This window comes from Ensifer adhaerens (genome assembly GCF_002007205.1).
Lineage (GTDB): Bacteria > Pseudomonadota > Alphaproteobacteria > Rhizobiales > Rhizobiaceae > Ensifer > Ensifer adhaerens_D.
Genome location: NZ_LAZS01000012.1, coordinates 974,196 through 993,922, shown reverse-complemented (window position 1 = coordinate 993,922; position 19,727 = coordinate 974,196). Strand labels below are relative to the sequence as shown.

The following is a 19,727-nucleotide window of genomic DNA, read 5'->3' as shown; positions in this document are numbered from 1 at the left end:
ACGGCCCCGCGGGAGTTTCCATGCTTTCAAGCCACAGTCCTGAGGATGTCGCGCAGCTTGGCGAAGGCGACGACCGAGAGGATGACGATGCCCTGAATGACCAGCACCAAGACCTGCGGGACCTGTGAGGTGATCTGGAGGACTTCCGAGCCGGAGCGAAGCGTCGCAAAAAGCCCGCCGGACAGGATTGCCGCCAAGGGATTGTTGCCGGCCAAGAGCGCCACCGCGATGCCCTCGAAGCCATAACCCGGCGAAATGTTCTGGTAGAGCCGACGGGTGACGCCCGCGACTTCGAAGGCGCCGGCAAGGCCTGCCATCGCGCCGCTGATGCACATCGCGATCATCACGTTTCGGGCGACATTCATGCCGGCATAGCGGGCGGCGTGCGGGTTGAGGCCGACGACGCGCAGCGCAAAGCCGCGGCTGCTTCTTCGCAGGAAAATGTAGAGCCCAACCGCCAGAACCACCGCGACGAGGATGCCGATGTGAAGCCTGAGGTCGGTCACCAGGCGTGGCGTCCAGGCTTCGCGCACCAGCCTTGCCGATTGCGGATAGGCAGCACTCGCATCGCGCATCGGACCGGTGACGAGATAGCTCGTCAAAATGAGGGCGATGTAGTTGAGCATGATCGTGGTGACGATCTCGCTCGCCTGGAAACGCACCTTCAGGTAGCCGGCTATGCCGGCCCAGGCAGCGCCCGCCAGTGCTCCTGCCAGCATCACGAGCGGCGCGTGCACCCAGACCGAAAGGCCGTCGATGCTGGTGCCGACAAGAGTTGCGGCTATCGCGCCGACATACAGCTGACCTTCGGCGCCGATGTTCCAGATCGAACAGCGGAAGGCGACGCAGAGACCTGCGCCTATCAGGATCAGCGGTGTCGCCTTCAGGAGAATTTCTCCGACCGAACGCATGTCCTGAAACGAGCCGAAGACCATGACAGTGACGACGTCGCTGCCGTTGAAGCCGTTGAGCCAGAGCAGGAGGGCGCCGAAGGCGAGGGCGACGAGAACCGCCGCGATGGGTGTCAGGGCGCTGATCGCAGCCTGCGAGAGTGTCCTGTAGAAAGCTTGGGCTGCTTGAGAATTCACGGTCTCACGCACTCCCTGGTTTATCTCAGCCATGGGTGTGTCCGGAAATTGGTGTGACGCGGGAAGGGCTGCGGCCGGATTTCCTGCCGCAGCGCCGAGGCAGCTATTCTGCGCCGGTCTTGATCTCGCCGGCGGCGATCTTGGCGCTGATCGCCTTCACCTCGGCGCGGATATCCTCCGGCACGGAGACCGGGCCGTCGTCGCGGAAGGAAAACGAGATGACCTTTGGATCCTTCAGGCCGAAAACGACATTCTCCGTCGGTGGGTGGCCTTCCTTGATCGAGCGAACCACTTCGACCACGCCTTGAGCGTAGTCGGCGACGTAAAGCCCGAGGATGTTGTTGGGTGCTACCTCGGTGAAATCGCTGAAGATCGAGAAGGAGCGTACGTCCGGGCCGGATTCGGCAATCGCCTGGTAGCCGCCGACGGTTGCGCCCGAAGCGTTCGGCACGACAAAATCAGCACCTTGCGAGATCATGCTGAGCGCCGCTTCCTTGGCGGCCGTCGTATCGGTGAAGTTGCCGATATAGGCTTCGCTGATCGGGAAATTCGGATTGACGCTCTTGGCACCGTTCTTGAAGCCGGTGAAAGCCTGCTGGATCGGCGGGATTTCCATGCCGCCGACAAGGCCGGCCTTGCCGCCCATTTTCGCAGCGATCACGCCCATCAGGTAGAAGGGCTGGCTGGTATCGGTGTTGAGTCCGATGACGTTGCCTTCGTGGATCGCGCTCGACGAAACCAGGAAATAGGTGTCCGGATAGTCGATCGCGACGTCCCGTGCGGCGTCCTGGAACTCAAAGCCGTGGCCAAGGATGACCTTGTAGCCCTGGCTCGCATAATCTCGAAAGGCCTTTTCGAAGGAGGCCGGGTTCTGCTGCAGCTCGACATAGCTGATCTTGGCGCCAAGTTGTTCCTCAACGCCTTTCAGCGCGTTGTAGCCAATCCGGTTCCATCCTTCTTCGGAAACGCTGCCGGGCACCAGCAGGCCCATCTTGAAGTCTTCGGCCCGCGCATGGTCGAGCCAGAGGGTTCCGGCAAGGGCCATTCCGAGCGTGGACGCAAGCAGCAAACGACGCGAAATTTCAGTGATCATTTCATTCCTCCCATTAGATTGAAGTCCCAATCCCCCCGGAGCAGTCGTTCCCTTTATGCGTCCTCCTTCAGGCGGATATTTTGAGTAGTGCTCTGCGAGACCAGGCGCCCGTTCGAAAGGACGAAAGCCCGATCCGGCCCGCCGGCAATCAGCGTGTCGGAATCGATGCAGTCGGTAATGACGAAGTCGGCGCGCGCGCCGGGTCTGAAACCGTAGTCCTTGCCAAGCCCCATCAGTCGGGCAGGGGCCGTCGTGATCATGCTATGCGCGGCTGAGAGCTCGTCCCCGCGCAGATGGCCTGCAAGCAGTGTCCAGCGGGCGATTTCCAGCATGTCGCCCGAGCCGGTCGGAACGAACGGATCCTGAATATTGTCCGAGGCGGTGGCGATGGTGATGCCGGCGCGATGGAGTTCGGCGACACGCGTCAACCCGCGCGGCGGCAGCATCTCGTAATCGCGGCCCTGTAGATAGAGATTTGCGGCCGGCAGCGTCACCACGCCGACATTCAGTTTGTCCAGGCGCTCGGCTATCCGCTGGAATTCCCGGCGCGGCAAGGCGCTCAACACCGAGACGTGGCTGAAGACTGTGCGCCCCTGCATGCCGAACCGCTCGACGCGATCGAGTGCGGCATCGATGAGATGCACGCCGGCATTGAGGTGTTCGTCGAGATGCAGGTCGACCGGCTTGCCGGATTTCACGGCGGCGGAAAACAGGATGTCGAGGTAGCGCGGCGGGTCCTCGGAAACGGCGGGCGTTCCGCCGACGGCATCGGCGAGCGCAACGGCGCCGTCGATGTTGTTGCCGAGCCACTCGAAGTCCTGGCCCGGATGCGGCGTCATGAAGGCGACGAGCTGAAGCGTGATGTGGTGCTTTTCGGCATCGCGAATGGCGGCCAGCGTCTCGATGCCATGGAAACCGGCATCCTTGTCGACGTTGATGTGGCTGCGGATCGCGGTGGTGCCGCGCGAAAGACATCGCCCGATCGTGCGCGTCGCGCGCTTGTGAATGTCGTCGGGGCCGGCGGTGCGGGCGTATTTCGCAAAGGCTTCGCGGGCGCCCTGGAGCGTGCCGGAGGGATTTGGCGTAAACCGCAGCACTCCCGTCTTGTCGAGATGCTGGTGCGCGTCGACGAAACCCGGCGAAACGAGCATGCCGGAAATGTCGATGCAGGCGCCGCAGGAACCGGTGTCGAGAAAGGGCTCGACGACGGTGATACGCCCGTCGGTGCCGACGATAATGTCGCTTGCCGACTGCGAGCCATCGTCGTGGATCACGGTTCCGCCCGTGAGAGCAAAGGACTGACCGGGGATCAGTCTTGCTAGCAACGCAGCTGGATTTTCACGTACCATGTCGTCCCCACCTTGTTGTTATGGTGAAAGACTAAGCACGTGCTTTTAATTCAAACAAATTCATTATTTCAATTGTTTGATAAATGGATCGTATTAATTGCCGATCACAGGGCACCGTTCGAGCATGGCCAACGTCAGGGAAAGAGACGCCTGATCAACTGGTTGAGCGATATCTGGCACGGGCCGATGCGATTGGCTTTCGGCATCGGCCCGGTTCGCATTCAGTGCCTGTATTGCGGTTCTTCAGCGTCGAGTTGCCGGCGGATGGCGGCAAGATGGGCCCGTGCCGACTGAGGATCGCCTTCACGCATCTGCCGGTAAGCGGCCTCGGCGATCTCCGGGGCGACCGGCAGGACTTCCCGACCGGTGGACATCGCAAGCACCTGCACTTCGGCCGCCCGTTCCAGATAGTAGAGATCGTCCCAGGCTTCGGCGACCGTCGGCGCCAGGACCAGCACGCCGTGGTGTTTCAGGAAAACGATATCGGCGTCGCCTGCTGCTGCCGCAATGCGGGCGCCTTCCCGATGGTCGAGCGCAAGGCCGTTATAGTTTTCGTCGACAGCGGTGCGACCGTAGAATTTCAGCGCCGTCTGGCCGGCCCAGATCAAGGGGGCGCCCTCGGTCATGGACAAGGCGGTCGCACAGGGCATGTGCGTATGGAAGGCGACCTTGGCGCGCGGCAGCCGGCGGTGGATTTCGGCATGGATGTAGAAGGCGGTCGCCTCCGGCTCACCGTCACCGTCGATGACGGTGCCGGCAAAATCGCAAACCAGCAGCTTTGATGCCGTCAGTTCGCGAAAGGCATAGCCATAGGGATTGACAATGAAGAGATCGTCATGGCCGGGCACGACAGCCGAGAAATGGTTGCAGATACCCTCTTCGAAGCCGTTGCGTGCCGCCATGCGGAAGCAGGCCGCCAGATCTTCCCTGGTGCTGCGAATGGCGTCGGTGGAAAGGTCGGGCCGGTTTGCCCGTGCCGTCTCGGTGCTGCTCTTCAGGGAATGGGCCATGAGTGCTCCTGGTTTGGCTTGAGCTGGGAGCGGCGGCCGGCCGAAAGCCCGCCGCGCGCAGCGAAGGCTGCGCCCTGCCTGCCCGCCGTTCCGCGGTCCAGCAGCGCGCCCAGATAACGCCGGAAATTGCGCGTGGTCAAACAGTGCAAGGTCGCGTCTGCATGCAAGACGTCTTTCCATGGAAACGTCTAGTGCACGGATTTCAGCAGGAAGTCGCGAAACCGCCGGGCGGCCGGAGAGAGGGAGCGCGTGCGTTTCTGGATCAGGCTGACTTCGCGCTTGATATGCGGTTCGGTCGGCGTTCGCACGACGAGGCCCATGGACGTCGCAAGCCGTGTGACCGCCGATGTCATGATCGCGACGCCGAGCCCGCCTTCGACCATGCCGATAATCGTCAGCGGCAAGGCCACCTCCTGCATCGCTTTGTCGAAGGGCAGCACGATACCGTTGCGCGCCAGCTCGCTTTCGAGGCGGTCCCTTATCGGATTGCCGCGCTGCGGACCGATCAGCTTGCGGTCGACCAGGTCGGTCCAACGAATTTCACGCAGCCTGACCAGCGGGTCGTCCGGGTGAAGGACGATAAGGAATTCGTCGGTTGTCAGCCGGGTGCCCATCAACTCGGTATCGTCCTCCGGTACGGTTCCGATGCCAAGGTCGACCGAGCTGTTGGTCACTTGTTCCAGCACGGCGATCTCCGCCACGTCATGGAGCGCGACGGTGATATCGGGGTAGAGCCGGGTGAAAGCGTTGACGAGTTGCGGCAGCATCAATGCCGCCTGCACGGTGCCCGCTGCAATCGAAACCTTTCCACGTCTCAGTGCGTTCAATTCGCGCGAGCTTTCCACCATGCCGTCGATGTCGGCGACGGCACGTGCGGCAACCGGCAAGATGTCCATGCCCGCCTGCGTAAGCCGCAGTAGACGCGTATGCCTGTCGAAGAGACGCAGCTTCAAATTCTGCTCCAGCTGCCGAACCAGCGTGCTCACCGCCGACTGCGAGGAGCCGAGCCTGTCGGCGGCCAGGGTGAACTGCCCCAGATTGGCTACGGTGACGAAGGCTCGAAGCTGTTTTAGCGTGATGTCCATGCCGGTCCATTCATTCAATTACTATATGAATAAATATGATTATGCCGGTTGTTTACTGATTTGGCCAGCCGCATGATCCGCCCTGTACGGCGTGCGGTGACCAGATCATGAGGCCGAAGTTGCCCTCCCACCGCGCCGGAAGCTGTTCGCTGGGAGGAAAGCGAATGCATAACCCCGATACGACTGATCCTGTCGAAAAAACCTACCCAATCCCGAGTTTGATGGCCCTTGGCCTACAGCATGTTCTCGTCATGTATGCCGGAGCGGTCGCCGTGCCGCTCATCGTCGGCAGCGCACTTCAATTGCCCAAGGAACAGATCGCGATGCTCGTCAGCGCGGATCTCTTCTGTTGTGGCATCGTCACCCTCATCCAGGCGCTCGGCATCTGGAACATCGGCATTCGCCTGCCGATCATGATGGGGATTTCGTTCACCGCCGTACCCTCGATTATCGCGACGGGTACCAATCCCGATCTCGGCATGCCGGGCGTCATCGGCGCGGTCATCGGCTCCGGGGTGTTCACGATCCTGGTCGCGCCGTTCTTCGGCCGCTGGGTACGGTTCTTCCCGCCTGTTGTCACCGGCACGGTGATGCTGGTGATCGGCCTTTCGCTGATGCGCGTCGGGGTAAACTGGGCGGCAGGCGGCCAGCCGATGATCAAGGGTCCGGACGGCATGATCCCGAACCCGGCCTACGGCGCGCCGTTCGCGCTCGCCGTGGCTGCCATAGTGCTCATGTCGATCCTGCTTCTCACCCGCGTTCTCAAGGGCTTCATGGCCAATCTTGCGGTGCTGATCGGGATCGGGATCGGCTTCGTGGTCGCGATCGCTGCCGGCAAGGTGGATTTCCACGGCGTGGCGCAAGCCGATTGGGTGCGCATCATTCACCCGCTCGCCTTCGGATGGCCGATCTTCGAGTTCTGGTCGATCCTGTCGCTCTGTGCGGTCATGACGGTCATGATGATCGAATCGACCGGCCAGTTCCTGGCTGTCGGCGACATGGCCGGACGCAAGATCACCGAGGCAGAACTGACCCGGGGTTTGAGAACCGACGGTGTCGGTAACATCATCGGCGGCCTGCTCAACACCTTCACCTATACGACCTATGCGCAGAACGTCGGACTGCTGCAGATCACCGGAGTGCTCAGCCGCTTCGTGGTGGCAGCCGGCGGCGCCATCCTGATCCTGCTCGGCTCGCTGCCGAAGGTTGCCTTCGTCAGCGCATCGATCCCGAGCTATGTCGTCGGCGGTGCGGCAATCGTGATGTTCGGCATGGTGTCGGCGACGGGGGTGAAGATCCTGTCGAAGGTGGATTTCGTGGCCAATCGCCGCAACCTCTACATCGTCGCCGTCAGCGTCGGCCTCGCCATGGTGCCGGTCGTTGCCGAAAACATCTTCGATCAGTTGCCGGCGGCGATCGAGAAGTTCCTGCACAGCGGCGTGCTCGTCGGCACCTTTGCGGCGGCACTGCTCAACATTCTCTTCAACGGCGTTCCGGCGAATGAGCCGGAGGAGGCCGAACTCGCGGACGGCGCGCCGGCTGCCGACCCTGCCTAGAGAACACCATTAGTCCGGCGGCCGCGCGCCGCCGGAGCCCCCAACCCCAAGAGGATTCCATGAGACGCTTCGACTATCATCGGGCGGAAACGCTGGAGCATGCCTCCCGTCTTCTCACCGAGCTCGGCGACGACACATTCCTGTTCAACGGAGGCACGGACCTTTTGGTCGAGATCCGCGAACGGCTGCGCCGCGTGCGCAACGTCGTCGACATCAAGCAGATCCCTGGTTTGTCCGACATCACCTATAACGAGACGCGCGGCCTAACCTTCGGTGCGCTGGTGACCGTCGGACGGCTGGAGAACCTGTCGCTGGTGCGCCAGCGATATCCGAACCTGCGTTCAGCACTCGCCTCGCTCGGCTCCATCCAGGTGCGCAACCGCGCGACCGTCGTCGGCAATATCTGTCGCGCCTCGCCGTCGGCCGATACCATTCCGCCCTTGGTGGCGGACGGCGCCTTCGTGCACATCTACAGCCGCACCAATATGCGTGTGGTGCCGATCTGCGAGTTCTTCACCGGCCCCGGCAGGACCGTTCTCGCCAAGGGCGAAATCGTTACCGGCATCACCGTGCCGCCGGCGGGTGACAATACCGGCAAGGCCTATCTCAAGCACGGCCGTCGAAAGGCGATGGAGCTGTCCACTGTCGGCGTCGCCGTCAGCCTGGCGATGGACGATGGCGTCTGCAGCGACATCCGCATCGCGCTCGGTGCGGTCGGCGCCACTGTGCTGCGCGCGCCGCAAGCCGAAGCCATGCTGCGTGGCACGAGGCTCGATGCTGAGGCTGTCAGGAGTGCTGCCGACAAGGCGATGGAGGAATGCACGCCGATCAGCAACGTGCGCGCCAGCGCAGACTACCGCCGCGACATGGTCGGCGTCCTGACCGGTCGCGCCATTAAACAGGCATTGGAGACTTTCGCATGAAACGGATGGTCGAATTCACCGTGAATGGCGAGGCGCGCGAGATGGCCGTCAATGGCTGCTGCTCCCTGCTCGATGCGCTGCGCGACGAGGTCGGCCTCACCGGCACCAAGAAGGGCTGCGATGTCGGCGACTGCGGCGCCTGCACCGTGCTCGTCGATGGCGAGCCGGTCAACGCCTGCCTGATGCTTGCCGTGGAAGCCGAAGGCCGTGCGGTCGAGACGGTCGAAGGGCTCCAGCCGGGTGTCGATCGACTGCATCCGCTGCAGGATGCCTTCATGCGGCACGGCGCCTCGCAATGCGGCTTCTGCACGCCCGGCATCCTGATGATGGCGAAGAAGCTGCTCGACGACAATCCGCACCCGAGCGACGAGGACATCCGCTTCGGGCTCTCCGGCAACATCTGCCGCTGCACTGGCTACACCAAGATATTCGACGCGATCAAATCGGCCGCGCGCGAGATGGAGGCAACAAGACCATGAACATGACCACCCCCATTGAACAGCGCGAGTTCAAGATCGTCGGCAAGAGCGTCAAGCGCGACGACGTGCTCGAGAAGGTGACGGGCGAGGCGCAGTATACCGGCGACATCAAGCTGCCCGGCATGCTGCACGGCAAGATCAAGCGCGCGGCGATCGCCCATGCGCGCATCAAGTCGATCGACGTCAGCAAGGCGCTCGCCTATCCCGGCGTCAAGGCCGTGCTCACGCACGAGACCGTGCCGCGCGTCCTGCACTACGGCTCGCCGCATCCCCGCTCGGCCTCCTGCACCAAGGACCAGTACATTCTCGACCACAAGGTGCGGTTCTGGGGCGAGGGCGTCGCCGCCGTCGCTGCAATCAGCGAGGAGATCGCCGACGAGGCGCTCGACCTGATCGAGGTGGAATATGAAGCACTGCCGGGCGTCTTCGAACCGGAGGATGCGGTCCAGCTCGGAGCGCCGCTGATCCACGAGGTCGGCCCCGGCGGCAACCTGGTGCTGGACCCCGTGCGCGTCAACCGCGGCGACATCGACAAGGGCTTTGCCGAGGCGGACTTCGTGCTCGAAGGCACCTTTGCCGGCGGGCGGCCGCATCCGGCCTACATGGAGCCGAACGTCTGCGTCGCCGACTGGGACGGCTCGAACAAGCTGACCTTCTGGACCTCTACCCAGACCTCGTTCATGGTCCGCGGCATCCTTGCCGAAGTGCTCGGCCTGCCGCTCACCAAGGTGCGCGTGCTCGTCGACCATATGGGCGGCGGCTTTGGCGCCAAGCAGGACCTGTTCCAGCACGAGTTTCTCTGCGCGCTTTTGGCCAAGGAAACCCGCCGCCCGGTGAAAATGGAATTCACCCGCCATGAGACATTCGTCGCCGGCCGGTCGCGTCACCCTTGCAAGATCTGGCTGAAGCAGGGCTTCAAGAACGACGGCACGCTCGTCGCCCGCGACATGAAGCTGGTCTACGATTCCGGCGCCTACGGGTCCCACGGTCCGGGCGTAACCATCGTCGGAACCACCGCCGCCACCTCGCTCTATCGCTGCGAGAACGTGCGGCTGGAGGGGCGCTGCGTCTACACCAACACCCCGATCAACGGCGCCTTCCGCGGTTACGGCGTGGTGCAGAGCTACTACGCGCTCGACATCCAGATGGACGAAGCGGCTGAACGTCTTGGCATGGACCCGGCGGAGCTCAAGCTGAAGAACGTGGTGCGCGCCGGCGACATCGCGCCATCCGGCCACCCCATCATCGGTCACGGGCTTGAAATCTGCCTCAAGCACGGCATTGACGTGCTCGACTGGACGACGCTGAGGGGCCGGGATCGCACGCCGGATCCGAAGCGCCCGCATATCCGCAAAGGGTGGGGCATCGGCTGCGAAATGCACGGCTCGTCCGCCTATCCAGGCATCAAGGAGCAGGGCAATGCCACCGTCAAGGTCAACGAGGATGGCACGGTGACGCTGCTGACTGGCGCTGCCGGGCTTGGCACCGGAGCCCATACGGCGCTGGCGCAGATCGTTGCCGAAGAGCTCGGGGTCCGCTTCGAGGACGTTGGCGTCATTCATGGCGACACGGACGTGGTTCCGTGGGACATCGGGGCCTTTGCCAGCCACACGACCTACCTGGTCGGCACGGCCGCCAAGATGGCGGCCGAAAAGGTGCGCGCAGCCGTGCTCGCCAGGGCCGCGATGAAGCTGCAGGTCTCGGCGGAAGAGATCGACCTTTCCGAAGGCAAGGTCTTCCTCATTGCCGAGCCAGATCGCTCTATGACGGTGTCGGAGGCCATGGGGCCTTCCCGTGGCATTCCCGCCGCCAACATCGTCGCCAATGGCACTTACGAGCCGACGAAATCCTACTCTTTCGCCGCGCATTTCACCGAGGTGGATATCGACACCGAAACGGGCATCGTCGAGGTCAAGCGTGTTGTGCCGGTGCATGACGTCGGACGCGTCATCCATCCAATTGCGGCGCAGGGCCAGATCGAGGGCGGCATCCAGCAGGGCATCGGCCACACGCTGACCGAGGACTACGTCATCGACAAGAAAACCGGGCGTTCGCTCAATGCCGGCCTGGTCGACTACAAGATGCCGCTGTCAATGGACATGCCCGACATCGAGACGATCATCCTCGAGGCAGCTCCCGATCCGGGCGGTCCCTGGGGCGCCAAGGGTGTGGGCGAAGATCCGATCATCGCCATCGGCCCCTCCATCGCCAATGCCATCCACGACGCCATCGGCGTTCGCTTCCACCACTATCCGATCACGCCGGAAGACATCCTGAAAGCCTTGAGGGAGAAGGGCGCATGAACATGCATATCGAGCCTGCGAGCCAGCAGAAACTCCCGATCACGATCCTCACCGGGTTCCTTGGATCGGGAAAGACGACGCTGCTCAACTACATCCTCACCGAACGTCACGGCCATCGCATCGCGGTGATCGAGAACGAATACGGCGAGGTGGACGTCGACAGCGACCTGGTGCTCGCCTCGGACGAAGAAATTTTCCAGATGCAGAACGGCTGCATCTGCTGCTTCGTCGACGTGCGCAACGATCTGATCGACGTGATGAAGAAGCTCCTGAGCCACAAGGACAAGTTCGACCACATCATCGTCGAGACCTCGGGCCTTGCCGACCCGACGCCGGTCGCCACCGCCTTTTTCGTTGATCGTAGCGTCGCCGACGAAGTGGAGCTCGACGCCGTCGTGACGCTGGTGGATGCCATGCATATCGACCAGCACCTCTACGATCCCGTGCTCGACGGCAGCGACAACCAGGCAGTCAACCAGATCGTCGCGGCCGACCGCATTCTCGTCAACAAGATCGACCTTGCCGGGGAGGAAGCCCTCGGTTCGCTGGAAACATCTCTGCGCAGGCTAAACCAGACAGCACCCATCCTCAGGTCCAGCTACGGCAAGGTGGATCTCTCCAACATCCTCGGCGTCAAGGGCTTCCGGCCGTCCTATGTGCGCGAGCGGGCGGAAATCCTCGACATCGACATGGATGACGACCACGACGCCGACCACCATCATGATCACGACTGCAAGGAGCCGTGTTGCGATCATGCGCATCACGACCATGGGCACCATCATCATGACCATGGACGCGAGCACGCGACCGCCCTTCGGCCGCACCAGCATGACGCGACGGTGAAATCCCACTCCTTCGTCTATCCCGAAGCCTTCGACGGCGAAAAGCTTGCAGGTTTCCTCAAGGGCTACCTCGGCGAGCACGGCGACGACATTTTCCGCACGAAGGGCATCGTTTCCGTTGCCGGCGACGACCGCTTCTTCGTGCTTCAGGCCGTGCACAAGCTCGTCGATTTCCGCCCGGACCACGCCTGGGGCGAAGACAAGCGGAAGTCGAAGTTCGTGTTCATTGGCCGCAATCTCGACCGTGACAGCATCGACAGAAACTTGCGTGCATGCCTGGTGCCTTAGCAGCGAGTCTCCACGCCGGACGGCGCTTGCGTAAGCCTTTCTGTCTGAGCCGCCCGCGCCCCTCCAGCGCGGGCGGTCGCTGTTGCTTCTAATGACAAAAATCGTTTTAAAAACAATTGCTTAGCTCATTTTTTGCGTTGACAAGAATCGCGCGAAGTGGTTCCTTTGAAGGCGAGTAGAAGCACCGACAATTGCTCACCGTCTGTTGGAAGATGAGGCTGCGATGTCGATGCTGATCACCAAAGGAACACCCGGTTGCCCCGCCCTGGGAGCTTATGCGCCGGCCCGTTCCCTCCGTCTTCGGCATTTCCTGAGATCGCGGATCCACGCCTGGCTTTGGCCGGCATGGCGTTCATCGCGCGGCCCCGCATCGACCGGACCCTCTACGACAGGAGAAACCTATGATTATTGACCTGAGCTGCTATCCCACCGATCTGGTGGACCTGGCTTGGCGACACGACGGACCGCCGTTCACCGGCGACAAACTGCTGAAGATGATGGATGGCCCGTACTATGTGAACGGCAAGCCGCGCCGGATCGACAAGGCCTTCATTCAGCCGCCGCAAGGCAACACCATCTACACCCACGAGGTGATGGATCTTGAAGGCAAGGCCGCCATCCGCCAGTACATGGCCTACACGGAAAAGATGGTGACCGAGCACCCCGACCGCTTCCTCGGCTGCTTCGTCTACAACCCGCGCTACGGCACCCAGAACGGCGCCGAAGAGATCGAACGCTACGCCAAGGAGTTCGATTTCAAGATGGTGCAGCTGCAGGCGAACATGCACGCTTATCGCCCGGACCGTGCGCTCGACTGGTTGCGTCCGGCCATGAAGAAGTGCGCCGACCTCGGCCTGATGGTGAAGGTTCATACCGGTGACGGTCCGTACTCGATCCCGACGGAGTTCTACCCGATCATCCGCGAGTTCCCGGAAGTGAACTTCATCCTGGCGCATTTCGGCGTCCAGACCGGTGGCGTCTACGTCTTCGAGCCGATGCAGATGGCACTCGACACCCCGAGTGTCTACGTGGAATCGGGCTGGTGCCTGCAGTCGCGCATCGTCGAATTCGCCAAGGTTCTGCCCAAGCACAAGATCCTCTTCGGCTCCGACACACCGCCGAACGAGCCGGGCATGTGGATCAACCTCCTGGAAGTCCTCTGCCACGAGCCGCCGCAGGGCCTGAACCTCGATGAGGATACGCTCGAAGATTACCTCGGCAACAACGTCGCCCGGATGATCGGGCTGGAAGCGACGAAGCCACCGGCGACCGTCGAGGAAGCCGAGGCGTATCTGCGCCAGCACGGCGTCGTCCTTGCCGCGTAAATTTGAACGGAGTGAACAATGATCATTGATACCCATCTTCACCCGACCAACCTCGTCGACGAGGCGTGGCGTCACACGGGCGAGCCCTTCACCGGCGAGCGCATGCTCAAGCTGATGGACGGTCCCTACATGATCAACGGCAAGCCGCGCCGGATCGACATGGGCTTTATTCAGCCGCCGCCCGGAAACACCGGCTACCGCGACGGCAACCGCAAGGGCCGCGACGGCATTCGCGACTACATGGCCTATTGCGCCGAGCTTTGCCAGAAGTACCCGGACCGCTTCATCGGCAACTTCAACTACAACCCGCGCTGGGGACCGGAAAACGGCGCGGCGGAGCTGGAATTCCACGTCAAGGAATACGGCTTCAAGATGCTGAAGCTGCACGCCAACATGCACGGTTATCGTCCTGACCGCGCGCTCGACTGGCTGCGTCCGGCGATGAAGAAGTGCGCAGAACTCGGCGTCGTAGTTCTCATCCACACCGGCGACGGACCGTACACCATCCCGACGATGTTCTATCCGATCATTCGCGAGTTTCCGATGGTGAACTTCATCATCGGTCATTTCGGCATCCAGACCGGCGGCAACTACTCGTTCGAATCCTTCTGGATGGCGATGGATACGCCGAACGTCTATTGCGAATCCGGATGGTGCTTCCAGTCGCGTATCGTGGAGTTCGCCCAGCAATTGCCGAAGAACAAGATCGTCTTCGGTACCGACAGCCCGCCGAACGATCCGGGAATGTGGCTGCGCGAACTGGAAGTGCTCTGCAAGGATCCGCCGCACGGCATCAACCTCTCCGAGGACGATCTCGAAGGCTATCTCGGCAACAATATCGCAAAGCTCGTCGGTATCGACCCGTCGCCGCCGCCGCGCGACCTCAAGGACGCCCAGGCGCGCCTGAAGGATAGCTACGCCGGCGTCGACCGGGCCACGGGCAAGCACAAGGAATTTGCCTGATCGAAGACGACGGTGCCCATTCCGGGCGCCGTCGCCCAACCGCTGCGCCGAGGCCGAGCCATGACCCAGTACCACAAGCAAGATGTCCGCAGCTTCCTCGCCGACTACCGGGCGAAGCATCCTGACGATGTCATCACCATCGACCGGCCGGTCTCAGACGATCAGGATGCGACAGCGCTGATCTGGAACCTGGCCGAGCGGGGGCAACACCCCATGCTGCACCTGAAGAACGTCAGCGGCATCAGCAGCGAAGTGCTCTGCAACATCTTCGCCTCGCGCGACCGTATCGCCCGTCTGCTCGGTTCGACCGCCGAAAGGCTGCACGAGGCCTACCAGGCCCGCGCCAACCGGCCGTTCGCGCCAGAGGTTCTCAAGGAGGGGCCGATCACCGAGGAGATCATCTCGGGCGATGCCGTCGATCTCGACGCGCTGCCGATGCTGAAACACTTCGACACGGACCGGGCGAAATACATCACCAGCGGCATCATCATCGGTGAGCATCCGGAAACCGGCGCCGGCAATCTCAGCTACCACCGCGCGATGATCCATTCGAAGAATTCGCTCGCGACGTCGCTGCATTCGCGCGGCCATCTCTGGCGGCTGATGAACATGGCCAAGGAAAATGGCAGGCCGATGCCGGTCGCGATGGTCATCGGCGGCCATCCGCTCTTCATGATCGCCGCCTCCGCCCGCCTTGCCTTCGGTGAAGACGAACGCGATGTCGCCGGCGGCCTGATGGGCGAGCCGCTTCAGGTCGTGCGCACGCCGAAATACGGCATTCGCGTTCCCGCCCATGCCGAGATCGTGCTCGAAGGCGTGCTGGATCCCGAGGCGCACGTGGAGGAAGGGCCGTTCGGCGAGTTCACCGGCTATTCCTCCGACCGCTCGACCAACAATCTTTTCACCGTCGAAACCGTCATGCGCCGGCGCAATGCCATCCTCGTCAGCGTGGCCGGCGGCAATTCGGCCGAACACCTCAATCTCGGCCGCGTGCCGCGCGAGGCCGAGGTGGTGGAGAAGCTGAAGGCGCGCTTTCCCTCGATCACTGCGGTACACTACCCCTCGTCGGGCACGCATTTTCACGCCTATATCGCCATGAACCAGACGCGCGAGGGGGAGGCGCGGCAGGTCATGCTCGGACTTCTCGGCTGGGACCAGTACCTGAAAACCGTGGTCGTGATGGATGCAGATGTCGATATCACCCGAGACAGTGAAGTGCTCTGGGCGCTTGCCACTCATTTCCAGCCGCACAAGGACGTCGTCATCATCGAAGGCCTGCCCGGCAACGCGCTCGACCCCTCCGCCAGCGGCATCGGTACGACCTCGCGGATGGGGCTCGATGCGACGCGCGGCCCGAATTTCCATGGCGTGCGCGCCCGCATCAGCGACGAGGCCTGCGCGCGCGCCGCAGCACTCCTGAAAAGCGCGGGATAGGGCGATGACGTATCCAAGACGCATGATCGTTGGCATCTCGGGCGCGTCGGGCGTGGTCTACGGCAAGCGCATCCTCGAACTGCTGCGTGACCTCGAGATCGAGACACATCTGATCATGTCGCGTGCGGCCTGCATCACGCTTGCGGCCGAGGCGACGTTTTCCAGACAGGACCTCGAAACGCTGGCGACGACCACCCATTCCAACAAGGATATAGGCGCCGTCTGTTCCTCTGGCTCCTATAAGACGCTCGGCATGATCGTCGCCCCCTGTTCGGTCAAGACGCTGGCCGAGATCGCCACGGGCACGACGGACAACCTCATTTCCCGTGCGGCCGACGTGGTGCTGAAAGAACGTCGTCGCCTCGTCCTGATGCTCAGAGAAACGCCGCTTCATCTCGGTCATATCCGTAACATGGCGCATGTGACCGAGATGGGCGGCATCATCTATCCGCCTGTCCCGGCTTTCTACGCGAAACCCCAGAGCATCGAAGACATGGTCGATCACACCGTCGGTCGCGTGCTTGATCTCTTTGATCTCGACCCGGGTATCGTGCGCCGCTGGCCGGGAACGCAGGGAGTGGAATGACTTGACGGCCCGTATCGCTGCCGATCCGGAGGTGCCTGCGCCAGAACCCCGCGCCGCTTTCATCTCTGATGATGCGATTGATATCCTTGCCTTTGCCGTTCAGTCTCTCGAAGAGAAGCGCGCTGCCGCCATCATCACGCTTGTCGAAATCCGCGGCGGAGCCGCGCGCGCTCTCGGCGCGCAAATGGTCGTGCGCGATGACGGTCTTTATTGCGGCTTTGTTTCCGGTGGCTGCACGGAAGCTGCCGTCGCCGCCGAGGCGATGATGGCCCTTGGCAAGGGCATGGATCGCCAGCTTCGTCTTGGTGAAGGGTCGCCCTTCTTCGACATCGTCCTGCCCTGTGGCGGCGGCATTACGCTTGCGATCCACGTGTTGGCGGAGGCCGCAATCTTGCGGCAGGCGCTGGCCGCCCTCGCTCGCCGAACGCCGGTGTGTCTGCGCTATCATCCGGGCAAACACTCGCTCACTTTGCGAAAGGGCGACGGAGCAAGTGGGTGGGATGGCGAGTGGTTCGTGCGGGCATATAGGGCCAAGCCACGGATCGTCGTTGCAGGCACGCCGTTAGAGGTTGGAGCGGTCGCCCGCGTTGCCGTTGCTGCCGGCTACGAGACGGTCGCGCTGGAGTATGGCCAGGTGCCGTCGCCGGACGAGCTCGACGCTGACACGGCCGTCGCACTGCTCTTCCACGATATTGACCGTGAGTCGCCGGTGCTTGAGGCGGCGCTCGCGTCAATGGCCTTCTACATCGGCGCCCTCGGCAGCCGACGCACCCATGTCAAACGTTGCGAGGCCCTTCGCCGTCATGGGCAAAAAGAGGACGCGCTTGCCCGCATCAAGGCCCCAATAGGCATCTTTGACAAAGCGAGGGATGCGCATGCGCTTGCCCTTTCTGTTGTCGCCGATATTGCTCAGACGAGGTTGCAGCGGGGTTGATTTTCTTCCCGTGGAAAGGCGAAAGACGCCCCACCACGCGAGATTCCTCCAACTGGCCTCAAAGGAACGGTTCACGAACGACCGCTGCGCGCGCCCATGTCGGTCAAAACTATACCAATGTGATTGGGTCGGGTGGTGTGAGGAAGAGAATGGCCGAATGATGCGGCCATCCGGCGCCCAATGAACGCGCTACGCTGAAAGACGTGCTTCTGGGAAGTGCGCCGCGGCTTCTTCCAGTGCCTCCTCGGCCCACTGATTGAGGCTTTTTCCCGAAAGTTCGGCCGCCAAAGCAGCCCGACGGTGCACTTCAGGAGCGACTCGAAACATCATCCTTCCGGAATACGGTCTTTGAGGATCTTTGCCGACGCTCTTGCAGGTCTCAAGGTAATCATCGACAGCCTCATGGAACGCCTTTTTCAGCTCACCAACGCTGTCCCCGTGAAACCCGACTACGTCAGAAATGCCAGCAATCTTACCGAAGAACAGTTCGTCCTCCGCGTCGAATTCTATGCGAGCGTGATAACCGTTATAAGTCATGGTGTTCATGGTTCTACTCCAATTTGCGTCAGGAACTCGCGAGCATCGCGAACCTGATAACGCTTTGCCTCCTTGTCGGGATGAGGACGATGGAAGCTCGCGATTATGCCGTCCTTTTCGAACTTAATGCGAGAGCCGTTTCCTTCGATGACGTTCGCGCCGGCAGCGACAAGCAGGTTTTCTATGGCGCGGCCCACTCGATGGTTCCTGAGACCGGATCTTTGAAAACCGCTAAGAGAGTCTTTTTCTGCTTGCTGTTCATGCTAGCGAATATAGTGGTGCTTGCTATTTCTGCAAGCGTTAATTCTCTTGCAGATACGATCCGCGTGTTTTGAGCCCTGGGTGCGGATCGCTCGATGGATCCGATCGCTACTTGCGTACCCGTGCACCCGTGGCGCAGCGACGATCCTGCGCTCGTGACTTTTGGCCAGCGTGGAATCGACCCTGACCAGGGAGTTGCTCTCCTATCACTTGTCGACGATGACCAGCCGAAATGGCGAGACGAGGTTCGAGCATTTCGCAAGGAAGCGCCGGGCGGCCGAGATCAAAGGTGAGCTTCGCGATCGATTGCGGGCACCGTTCCGACAGCCAGGTCCGAACGTGCCTTCCCTGTTTATTGTCGTCGGAGTGTTGCGGTTAAATGCAAAGCGACACCTCTCTCATAAGGGGAACGATCTTAGGGGATCCGGGCATGGGTATTGGATTCGCCCTCTTCCGCATGATCCCGCAGTGGCAAGATCAGAACCGCGAATGCCGGGGCGGGTCTGGTAACTCTGACGAGACCTTGCGTGCGTATGATCGCCGCGAAGCTATCGGCGCAAAGTTCGAGGCGGTTGGCTGGTGCTACGGTCGAGAGGCCGAATACGGCGACCAGACGAACTGGCACGGCCGCGGGCCTAAACTCCGAAAGTGGGGCCAATAGGTTACACCTCTGCGGTTCGCACGACTGCCACCTTGCAAGGGTAATCGCTTCAGAAGCAATCGCCCTCAGTTGTTAACTGCGAGCGTTACGTCTTGAGATTGTTAGGCTTCGATGTGATACTCGCGCCATGCTTTGGTTGAGGGGATACGACCATGCGCATCGCTTTTGCATCTCTGCTAGCCATCGGCATCATGCCTGTAAGCGCCTTCGCGTGGGGGCAGGAGGGGCACTCGATCGTCGCCGAGATCGCGCAACGTCGATTGAACGCATCAGCGGAAGAGATGGTTTCAACCCTGCTGGGACCCGGCGTCTCTTTGGGTTCGATCTCCACCTGGGCCGATGACGTTCGCGAAGAAAGGCAGAATACCTACAACTGGCATTTTGTGCCGATGCCGATCGGACAATCGAACTACGATCCTCAAAGGGATTGCAAACTCGTTCCTGACAAGGGTGACTGCGCGGTCGCTGAGATCATGCGTGCGCAAAAGGAAATGCACTGCGAGTCAGAGGTTCTTGCCCGCACCGAGGCATTAAAGTTCCTGGTCCATTTCGTCGGCGACTTACACCAGCCGTTCCATACCGTGCTCGAAGACTTCGGCATGAACCGTCATGCTGTTACGACCCGGATCGGCGGCGAGACCTGCGGCAACGCCTGCGATTTTCACCGGCTTAAGTCGGAAGACGAGAACTTACATACGGTGTGGGACAGCACGCTGATCAAGAAGCAGGTCTACTCTTGGGGGGCTTATGTGGATCAGCTTGAAGCGAGCTGGCTCAAGACAGCGAATGTTGCTGCCGAGCAGGCCGGAGATCCGGCGTCGTGGGCGGTTGAAACTCACAAGATCGCGCAGACGGTGTTTCCAGACACGCCAGCGAACAACTTCCTCGACGACGCATACTTCGACAAACAGATCCCGGTTATCGATCAGCAGCTCGGACGCGCAGGTTTGCGCCTTGCAAGGCTGCTGAACGAGCCCGTGTCCTGTCCGTGACGAATGACCGGCTTCTAA

The 19,727-nt window shown here is 61.7% G+C and carries 17 protein-coding genes and 1 pseudogene; 11 read left to right on the top strand and 7 right to left on the bottom strand.

All coding sequences use genetic code 11. From position 1 onward, the window contains the following. Positions 1–26: 26 nt before the first annotated feature. The 5 genes from XB14_RS29475 to XB14_RS29450 form a co-directional block, all read right to left on the bottom strand. Complete coding sequence (locus tag XB14_RS29475; protein ID WP_077967366.1) at positions 27–1,121, bottom strand: ABC transporter permease; 1,095 nt, start codon at positions 1,119–1,121, stop codon at positions 27–29. Positions 1,122–1,191: 70 nt separating this feature from the next. Next, positions 1,192–2,181 (bottom strand): BMP family protein, encoded by a 990-nt coding sequence (locus XB14_RS29470; protein ID WP_077967362.1) that lies wholly within the window; start codon positions 2,179–2,181, stop codon positions 1,192–1,194. A gap of 53 nt (positions 2,182–2,234) precedes the next feature. Next, complete coding sequence (locus XB14_RS29465) at positions 2,235–3,530, bottom strand: amidohydrolase family protein (RefSeq protein WP_077967361.1); 1,296 nt, start codon at positions 3,528–3,530, stop codon at positions 2,235–2,237. 221 nt (positions 3,531–3,751) lie between these two features. Further along, on the bottom strand, positions 3,752–4,540 hold the full coding sequence (locus tag XB14_RS29460; protein WP_077967359.1) for an aldolase: 789 nt from the start codon (positions 4,538–4,540) through the stop codon (positions 3,752–3,754). Between the two features lie 188 nt (positions 4,541–4,728). After that, complete coding sequence (locus XB14_RS29450; protein WP_077967354.1) at positions 4,729–5,625, bottom strand: LysR family transcriptional regulator; 897 nt, start codon at positions 5,623–5,625, stop codon at positions 4,729–4,731. A gap of 164 nt (positions 5,626–5,789) precedes the next feature. On the opposite strand from XB14_RS29450, the gene XB14_RS29445 reads away from it, so the two are divergent. The 10 genes from XB14_RS29445 (at position 5,790) to XB14_RS29400 (ending at position 17,258) form a co-directional block, all read left to right on the top strand. Further along, positions 5,790–7,181 carry a nucleobase:cation symporter-2 family protein gene (locus XB14_RS29445; RefSeq protein ID WP_077967352.1) on the top strand — a complete coding sequence of 464 codons (1,392 nt, stop codon included), beginning with the start codon at positions 5,790–5,792 and terminating at the stop codon, positions 7,179–7,181. Between the two features lie 59 nt (positions 7,182–7,240). After that, on the top strand, positions 7,241–8,104 hold the full coding sequence (locus XB14_RS29440) for an FAD binding domain-containing protein (RefSeq protein WP_077967349.1): 864 nt from the start codon (positions 7,241–7,243) through the stop codon (positions 8,102–8,104). Next, a complete protein-coding gene (locus tag XB14_RS29435; RefSeq protein WP_077967346.1) occupies positions 8,101–8,583 on the top strand; it encodes a (2Fe-2S)-binding protein in 483 nt (160 codons plus the stop codon). The genes XB14_RS29440 and XB14_RS29435 overlap by 4 nt, the downstream gene beginning before the upstream one ends. Then, on the top strand, positions 8,580–10,886 hold the full coding sequence (locus XB14_RS29430) for a xanthine dehydrogenase family protein molybdopterin-binding subunit (RefSeq protein WP_077967344.1): 2,307 nt from the start codon (positions 8,580–8,582) through the stop codon (positions 10,884–10,886). Before XB14_RS29435 ends, XB14_RS29430 begins: the two co-directional genes overlap by 4 nt. 2 nt (positions 10,887–10,888) lie before the next feature. Continuing rightward, the gene (locus tag XB14_RS29425) at positions 10,889–12,016 is read left to right on the top strand and encodes a CobW family GTP-binding protein (RefSeq protein ID WP_419178648.1); all 1,128 of its coding nucleotides are present in this window, start codon (positions 10,889–10,891) and stop codon (positions 12,014–12,016) included. 401 nt (positions 12,017–12,417) lie between these two features. Next, positions 12,418–13,341, top strand: coding sequence for an amidohydrolase family protein (locus XB14_RS29420; protein ID WP_077967321.1), 924 nt, complete (start codon positions 12,418–12,420; stop codon positions 13,339–13,341). Between the two features lie 18 nt (positions 13,342–13,359). After that, positions 13,360–14,304: an amidohydrolase family protein gene (locus XB14_RS29415; RefSeq protein WP_077967318.1), complete on the top strand. Its 945-nt coding sequence runs from the start codon at positions 13,360–13,362 to the stop codon at positions 14,302–14,304. Positions 14,305–14,364: 60 nt separating this feature from the next. Further along, positions 14,365–15,738, top strand: a complete 1,374-nt coding sequence (locus XB14_RS29410) for a UbiD family decarboxylase (RefSeq protein WP_077967315.1) — start codon at positions 14,365–14,367, stop codon at positions 15,736–15,738. Positions 15,739–15,742: 4 nt separating this feature from the next. Then, positions 15,743–16,324, top strand: a complete 582-nt coding sequence (locus tag XB14_RS29405) for a UbiX family flavin prenyltransferase (RefSeq protein ID WP_077967313.1) — start codon at positions 15,743–15,745, stop codon at positions 16,322–16,324. 1 nt (position 16,325) lies between these two features. Then, positions 16,326–17,258: an XdhC family protein gene (locus XB14_RS29400; RefSeq protein ID WP_234804173.1), complete on the top strand. Its 933-nt coding sequence runs from the start codon at positions 16,326–16,328 to the stop codon at positions 17,256–17,258. Positions 17,259–17,447: 189 nt separating this feature from the next. On the opposite strand, the gene XB14_RS29395 is transcribed toward XB14_RS29400, so the two are convergent. Beyond that, entirely contained in the window at positions 17,448–17,804 is a 357-nt protein-coding gene (locus tag XB14_RS29395) for a type II toxin-antitoxin system HicB family antitoxin (RefSeq protein WP_077967311.1), read from the bottom strand. Then, a pseudogene (locus XB14_RS33890) lies at positions 17,801–18,057 on the bottom strand (type II toxin-antitoxin system HicA family toxin). Before XB14_RS33890 ends, XB14_RS29395 begins: the two are co-directional and overlap by 4 nt. 812 nt (positions 18,058–18,869) lie before the next feature. Here XB14_RS33890 and XB14_RS29380 point away from each other — a divergent pair. Next, positions 18,870–19,709 carry a S1/P1 nuclease gene (locus XB14_RS29380; protein WP_077967309.1) on the top strand — a complete coding sequence of 280 codons (840 nt, stop codon included), beginning with the start codon at positions 18,870–18,872 and terminating at the stop codon, positions 19,707–19,709. Positions 19,710–19,727 lie beyond the last annotated feature (18 nt).